7 protein-coding genes and 1 pseudogene are annotated in these 6,815 nt (G+C 67.4%); 7 read left to right on the forward strand and 1 reads right to left on the reverse strand.

Annotated elements, in window-relative coordinates:
* From VF794_RS11425 to VF794_RS11440, 4 genes are all read left to right on the forward strand, one after another.
* Positions 1–771: alpha/beta hydrolase (locus tag VF794_RS11425; RefSeq protein ID WP_331109636.1), on the forward strand; the 771-nt coding region annotated here is incomplete at its 5' end.
* A gap of 72 nt (positions 772–843) precedes the next feature.
* The gene (locus VF794_RS11430) at positions 844–1,632 is read left to right on the forward strand and encodes an exodeoxyribonuclease III (protein WP_331109638.1); all 789 of its coding nucleotides are present in this window, start codon (positions 844–846) and stop codon (positions 1,630–1,632) included.
* Positions 1,633–1,650: 18 nt separating this feature from the next.
* On the forward strand, positions 1,651–2,400 hold the full coding sequence (locus VF794_RS11435) for a lysophospholipid acyltransferase family protein (RefSeq protein ID WP_331109640.1): 750 nt from the start codon (positions 1,651–1,653) through the stop codon (positions 2,398–2,400).
* 157 nt (positions 2,401–2,557) lie between these two features.
* On the forward strand, positions 2,558–3,715 hold the full coding sequence (locus VF794_RS11440) for a cyclopropane-fatty-acyl-phospholipid synthase family protein (protein WP_331109642.1): 1,158 nt from the start codon (positions 2,558–2,560) through the stop codon (positions 3,713–3,715).
* Between the two features lie 80 nt (positions 3,716–3,795).
* Here the strand turns inward: VF794_RS11440 and VF794_RS11445 are convergent, their stop codons facing one another.
* Complete coding sequence (locus VF794_RS11445; RefSeq protein WP_331109644.1) at positions 3,796–4,254, reverse strand: universal stress protein; 459 nt, start codon at positions 4,252–4,254, stop codon at positions 3,796–3,798.
* A gap of 215 nt (positions 4,255–4,469) precedes the next feature.
* Between VF794_RS11445 and VF794_RS11450 the strand changes: the two genes are divergently transcribed.
* From VF794_RS11450 to VF794_RS11460, 3 genes and pseudogenes are all read left to right on the forward strand, one after another.
* On the forward strand, positions 4,470–5,738 hold the full coding sequence (locus VF794_RS11450; RefSeq protein ID WP_331109646.1) for an ABC transporter substrate-binding protein: 1,269 nt from the start codon (positions 4,470–4,472) through the stop codon (positions 5,736–5,738).
* Complete coding sequence (locus VF794_RS11455) at positions 5,732–6,625, forward strand: sugar ABC transporter permease (protein WP_331109649.1); 894 nt, start codon at positions 5,732–5,734, stop codon at positions 6,623–6,625. The genes VF794_RS11450 and VF794_RS11455 overlap by 7 nt, the downstream gene beginning before the upstream one ends.
* A gap of 3 nt (positions 6,626–6,628) precedes the next feature.
* Positions 6,629–6,815, forward strand: a pseudogene (locus VF794_RS11460) (carbohydrate ABC transporter permease); the annotation flags it as partial.

Here is a 6,815-nt window from a genome sequence, read left to right on the forward strand (position 1 = left end):
CTGGAGCAGGACCACCGGGTGGTGCACTGGGACTACCGGGGCCACGGTCGCAGCGCGGTGTCCGCCCATGGAGATTACGCGCTACGTGTCCACGTGGATGACCTCGAGCGCGTCACCGAGGAGATGATGACTCGCGGTAACGGGCGACCTCCGCACCACGTGGCCTTCTCCATGGGCGTCCGGGTGGTGCTGGAACTGTACCGCCGCCGGCCCGAGCTGGTGTCGGCCATGACGCTCATCGGGGGCGGGCCCGCCACCCCGGACCCGAGCGACTGGCTCATCCCCGTACCGGGCGGGCGTGGCACCATGGCCCGGACCTTCCAGCTGCTGACGCCGTTCGTGCCCCTGCTGGCGCCGCTGGCGCATGACGTGATGTCCTCGCGGCTGGCGTACCCGCTCGGGCGCGTCACGGGCCTGCTACGGGCCCGGGCTCCGCGAGCGGACATCGTCGAGCTCCTCGAGGCGCTCAGCCGCATGGACCCCCAGGCCTTCTGGATGATGATGCGCGGCCTGCTGGAGTCTCCGCCCTCGTGGGACGTGCTGCCCCAGGTGCGCGTGCCTACGCAGATCATCGCCGCGAAGAACGACCTCATGGTGCCGCTGCGTGAGATGGAGCGGATGCGCGAGGGGTTGCCGGACGCGGAGTGGGTGGTGGTGGAGGACGCGGGCCACGCGGGGTTGGTGGAGGCGGGCACGGAGATCGCCGAGGCCGTGCGCGCCTTCCGGCAGGCCTGCGGGGTGGGACCGTCGTACCCGGTTCAGGCGCCGTGAAGCCGCCCGCTGACCGGGGGATCGCGTGGAGACTGGACCCGCGCGCGCCGGTCAGGCAATGAGAGCGGTACCGTGCGGATCGTCTCCTGGAACGTGAACGGGCTGAGATCGGCCCACAAGAAGGGCTTCCTGAGTTGGCTGTCGGCCGAACGGGCCGACGTGGTGGGCGTGCAGGAGGTGCGGGCTCGCGAGGAGCAGTTGCCGGACGAGGTGCGCTCTCCCGAGGGCTGGCGCGCCACCCACTTCGTGGCGGCGGAGCGTCCCGGGTACAGCGGCGTGGGCCTCTTCGCGCGCAAGGCCCCGGACGAGGTGGAGACGGTGCTCGGGGTGAGGGAGATGGATGCCGAGGGGCGGCTCCAGGTGGCCCGCTTCGGGCGCCTCACCGTCGTCAACTGCTACTTCCCCAACGGCAACGGCAAGGATCGCGACAACAGCCGCATCCCCTTCAAGCTGGCCTTCTACCGGCGCCTCTTCGAGCGATTGGAGAAGGGCCTGCGCGACGGGGAGCGCCTCGTGGTGATGGGGGACTTCAACACGGCGCATCAAGAGATCGATCTGGCCCGACCCAGGGACAACCGGGAGACGAGTGGCTTCCGCCCCGAGGAGCGCCAGGAGCTCGACCGGTGGCTGCGCGCCGGGTGGGTGGACACCTTCCGCCACTTCGAGAAGGGGACGGGGCACTACAGCTGGTGGAGCCAGCGCTTCGGGGTGCGCGAGCGCAACATCGGGTGGCGCCTGGACTACGTGCTGGCCTCGCCCGGGGCCATGCCCTACGTGAAGCGCGCCGCCATCCATCCCCTCATCCTCGGCTCGGACCACTGCCCGGTGAGCGTGGATCTGGACCCGAAGGTTCGCCGCTGATAGGCCGGGAGGTACCTCATGAACGCACTGCTCTCCATCTATGCGTGGCTGGAAACCGCCCTGGTGGCGGTAACGGGCTTCTGTCTGCAGGCGCCCCTGGTCGTCACGTGGCTCTTTGATCGCCGCAAGGTCATCACCGGGCGCGCCTTCCGGCTCATCGGGGTCACCGCGGCCAGGCTCAACCCCTTCTGGAAGTTCGGCGTGTACGGGACGCCCACGCCGCCCGGGCCGCGCACCGTGGTCGTGAGCAACCACGAGTCCAACGCCGACCCCTTCATCATCTCCTTGCTGCCCTGGGAGATGAAGTGGCTGGGCAAGGCCTCGCTCTTCAAGATTCCCTTCGTGGGATGGAGCATGTGGCTGGCCGGGGACATCCCCGTGCGCCGGGGCGAGAAGGACTCGGCCCAGGAGGCCATGAACACCTGCGCCCGCTGGCTGGACAAGGGCATGCCGGTGATGATCTTCCCCGAGGGCACGCGCTCGAAGACGGACGACCTGCTGCCCTTCAAGGACGGCGCCTTCCGGCTGGCCATCGAGACCGGAGCGGACGTGCTGCCCATGGCGGTGAGCGGGACGCGGCGGGCGCTGCCCAAGCACTCGTGGCGCTTCGCCACCTCGCGCGCGCTGGTGACGGTGGGGACGCCCATCTCCACCAAGGGCATGACGCTCGCGGACGTGGAGCGGCTCAAGGAGATGGCCCGGGAGCAGATCCTCGCGCTCCGGGCCTCGCTGATGCCGCACACGAGCGCCGGGATGACGCCTCCCTGACGTACGTCCGCGCGCAATTCGCGCTTCGTCTCGAATTTAGAGAGCCTTGCCGCACCGCGTCTAACGTAGAGTGCGCACCGCTCGTGCCCGGTGGGGACCGACTCGTTGCTCCCAGAACCACCATCCCCCGCCACCGCGAGCTTTTCTTGGAGACAGCATGGACGCACAGACGTCGTTTCGCTTGAACCCGAAGGACCCCTCGATCAACGCGCACTATGCCTCTGGCAAGGTGCCCATGACCAACCTCATCGAGGACTACATCCATCAGCGCCTCGATATCGAGGGAGACTTCCTCGCTTTCATCCGCGAGCGGCAGAAGGTCGTCGACTACAAGCCCGTCGCGGACCACTTCAAGTTCGTGTTCACCCGCTTCCTGCCCGAGGTGCTCATCCACTCGCAGGAGCAGGATGTGCGCATCGCCCGCGAGCACTATGACCGCGGCAACGACTTCTTCGGCTGGTTCCTCGGGCCGCGGATGATCTACACCTCGGGCTTCTTCACCTCGCCCAACCAGACCCTCGAGGACGCGCAGGACCAGAAGATGAAGCTGGTCTGCGACAAGCTCCACCTGAAGAAGGGCGAGCGCTACCTCGACATCGGCTGCGGCTGGGGCACGCTCGTGGCCACCGCCGCCAAGGACTACGGCGTCGACTCGACGGGCGTCACCATCGCCCAGAAGGGCTCCGCGTACGCCACGGAGCAGATCGCCCGCATGGGCGTGAGCGATCGCGCTCGCATCCTCACCATTGACTACCGCGACATCCCCCAGGGCCCGTACGACAAGATCTCCTGCCTGGAGATGGCCGAGCACGTGGGCGTGAAGAACTTCCAGAACTTCATGAAGCAGGTCTACGGCATGCTCGCCGATGACGGCCTCTTCTACCTGCAGATCGCCGGGCTGCGCGCCAAGAAGGGCACGCTGGGCTTCCACTTCGAGGATCTCGTGTGGGGCCTGTTCATGAACAAGTACATCTTCCCGGGCGCCGATGCCTCCATGCCGCTGTCCTTCGTGGTCAGCAACCTGGAGGCCGCGGGCTTCGAGATCCACAGCGTGGAGAACGTGGGCATCCACTACTCGCTCACGATCTCCCGCTGGTACGACAACTGGATGGCCAACCGCGCCGAGGTCGTGAAGACCTACGGCGAGTGGTGGTTCCGCCTGTGGCAGATGTTCCTCGGCTGGTCCGTGGAGATCGCCGCCCAGGGCTCGTCCACCTGCTTCCAGATCGTCGCCAACAAGAACCTCGATGGCTTCAACCGCATGCGCTGGGTGGGTGCCACGAACCTCGGCGAGCGCGACCTGAAGTCCAAGTAGTCGCATAGTCGCTTCGAGGGGGGAGGGGTCGGAACCCAGGTGGTTCCGACCCCCTCACCCCGGTCTCCGCGCCCTCGGGCCTACTTCTCCTCGGGCACGTGCAGGGTGACGACGGGGCAGTGCGCACGGGCGATGATCTTCTGGGCCACGCTGCCCAGCAGCAGCCTTGGCAGGCCCCGCCGGCCGTGCGTGCCCATGACGATCATGTCGAAGCCGCCCGTCTCGGCCACCCGGAGGACGGCCGAGGCCGCCTCTCCCACCTCCAGTCGCTGGGTGATGGGCTGGGAGGCTTGGAATTGGCCGATGAGCGCGTCCAGTTCCTTGCGCGCCGCCTCGAGCGCCGTCTTCTCCAGCGACTGCGGATTCCAGCCGGGCGCGGCCACCAGGAGATCCGGCGCCACATACTGGGGCGGCTCCCAGGCATGCATCACCTCGATGGAGGCGTTGAACGGCCGGGCGAGCTGCACTGCGTAGTCGAGGATCGTCCGGGACCCCTCCATCAGGTCCACGGGCACCAGGATGCGAGTCGGCGTGGGCATCGGTCTTCCCTCCGTTGCCGCCCGGGTGAGGGCGGGTGCTGGCCCGATGGGCACCCAAGGCTGGCTTGTGGGCAACACCTGGTTCTCGCTTTACGTCATGAATGTTCAACACATGACAATTCACCCCCCGATCGTGGCGCCCCGTGTTCAAACAGTTCAACGGCCTGTGCGCTGGGACAGCAGACTCACGGCCCTACGCGTACAGGAGGGAATGCATGCACAAGACAGTTCTGGGGGTCGCCGCCACCGTCGCCATGACGGTGTCGAGCGTCGCCTCCGCGGCCACCGTCTCCATCGCCTGCGGCAGCGTGGGGCAGGAGTTCGAGGTCTGCAAGCAGGGCGCGGAGACGTGGGCGAAGCAGAATGGCCACACCATCCGCATGGTCAGCGTGCCGGCGGACGCCAACGAGCAGCTCACGTTCTTCCAGCAGCTGCTGTCCGCGAACTCGGCGGATCTGGACGTGGTGCGCATCGACGTCATCTGGACGGGAATGCTCGCCCAGCACCTCGTGGATCTGAAGCCCCACGTCCCGGACGATGAGCTGGGCAAGTTCTTCAAGCCGCTGGTGGCGAACAACACCGTGGAGGGCAAGCTGGTGGCCCTGCCCTGGTTCACCGACGCGGGCATCCTGTACTACCGCAAGGATCTCCTGGAGAAGTACAAGCAGCAGGTCCCCACCACCTGGCAGGAGCTGGCCACGGTGGCCAAGACGGTGACGGACGGGGAGCGCAAGGCCGGCAACGCCAAGATCCAGGGCTTCGTCTTCCAGGCGAAGGCGGCCGAGTCGTTGACGTGCAACGCGCTGGAGTGGATCGACTCCTTCGGCGGCGGCACCATCGTGGACGAGACCGGCAAGGTGACCGTCAACAACCCCAAGGCGGTGGAGGCGCTCACCTTCTTCTCGTCCCTGATCGGTAATGTGGCGCCCAAGGGCGTGCTCAACTACTCCGAGGAGGAGTCGCGCGGCGTGTTCCAGTCCGGCCAGGCGGTGTTCATGCGCAACTGGCCGTACGCCTGGGCGCTGGCGAACGCCAAGGACAGCCCGGTGAAGGACAAGGTGGGCGTGGCGGCGCTGCCCAAGGGTGGAGCGGAGGGCAAGCACACCGGAACGCTCGGTGGGTGGCAGCTCTCGGTGTCGAAGTACTCGAAGAACCAGGAGGCCGCCATCGCGCTGACCAAGTACCTCACCAGCGCCGAGGAGCAGAAGCGGCGGGCCCTCGTCGCCTCCTTCAACCCGACGCGCCCCGACCTCTACCAGGACGCCGAGGTGCTCAAGACCAACCCCTTCTTCGCCAGCCTCCAGACGACCTTCACCCAGGCGGTGGCCCGGCCCTCGAAGGCGACGCGCGGCAAGTACAGCAAGATGAGCTCGGAGTTCCGTAACTCCGTGCACGCCACGCTCTCCGGCCGGGGCTCGGCGGCGGACAACCTCAAGTCTCTGGAGGGCAAGCTCAACCGCCTTTCCGGGAAGGGCAAGTGGTAGGGCAGAGCGCTCTCTCACGTCAGCGGCGCCGGTCGGCGTGGCTCTTCCTCATCCCCGCGTTGACGGTGATGGGGGCCACGGCCGGCTGGCCGCTGTTGCGCACCTTCTGGTTCGCCTTCACGGATGCGTCCATCGAGCAGCCCGAGGTCGCCTTCGTCGGCCTGGAGAACTTCCGGGCGCTGGTGGACGACCCGGATTGGTGGAGGGCGGTGTGGAACACCTTCCGCTACGCCCTCATCTCCGTGACGCTGGAGACGGTGCTGGGGATGATCATCGCGCTGGCGCTCAACGCCCAGTTCCGGGGCCGTGGCGTCCTGCGCGCGGCGGTGCTCGTGCCCTGGGCCATCCCCACCATCGTCTCGGCGCGGCTGTGGTCGTGGATGCTCCACGACGTGTACGGCGTCATCAATGACCTGCTGCTGCGCGTGCACCTCATCTCCGAGCCCCTGGCCTGGACGGCCGAGCCGGGTCTGTCGCTGGCGGCCGTCATCCTCGTGGACGTGTGGAAGACGACGCCGTTCATGACGCTGTTGCTGCTGGCGGCGCTGCAATTGGTGCCCAATGAGGTCTACGAGGCCGCGCGCCTGGATGGGGCGGGGCCGGTGCGCACCTTCTTCAGCCTGACGCTGCCCATCGTCCGGGGCCCGCTGATGGTGGCGGTCATCTTCCGCATGCTGGATGCGCTGCGAGCCTTCGACCTCTTCTACGTGCTCACCAACAACAGCGCGGATGTGATGTCCATGGCCGTCTACGCCCGGCAGCGCATGGCGGAGTTCGGCGAGCTGGGCTACAGCTCCGCTGCGGCGTCCCTGCTGTTCCTGCTGATCGCCGCCTTCACCGTGGCCTACCTGGCGGTGGGCCGCGTCTCGTTGGATCCGGAGGCCTGACGGATGTTCCGCCTCGTGAAACGGTTCCTCTTCGGGCTGCTCGTCCTGGGGATTCTCGTCTACACCCTGTTTCCTTTCTACTGGGCGGTGGTCTCGTCGCTGAAGACGGGCAGCGCGCTGTTCGAGGTGGAGTTCTGGCCGAAGGAACCCGCCTGGGGCAACTACCCGGCGGTGTTCCGGCAGGGGCCCT

Source organism: Archangium sp., from assembly GCF_036389735.1.
In the GTDB taxonomy this organism is placed as follows: Bacteria; Myxococcota; Myxococcia; order Myxococcales; family Myxococcaceae; genus Archangium.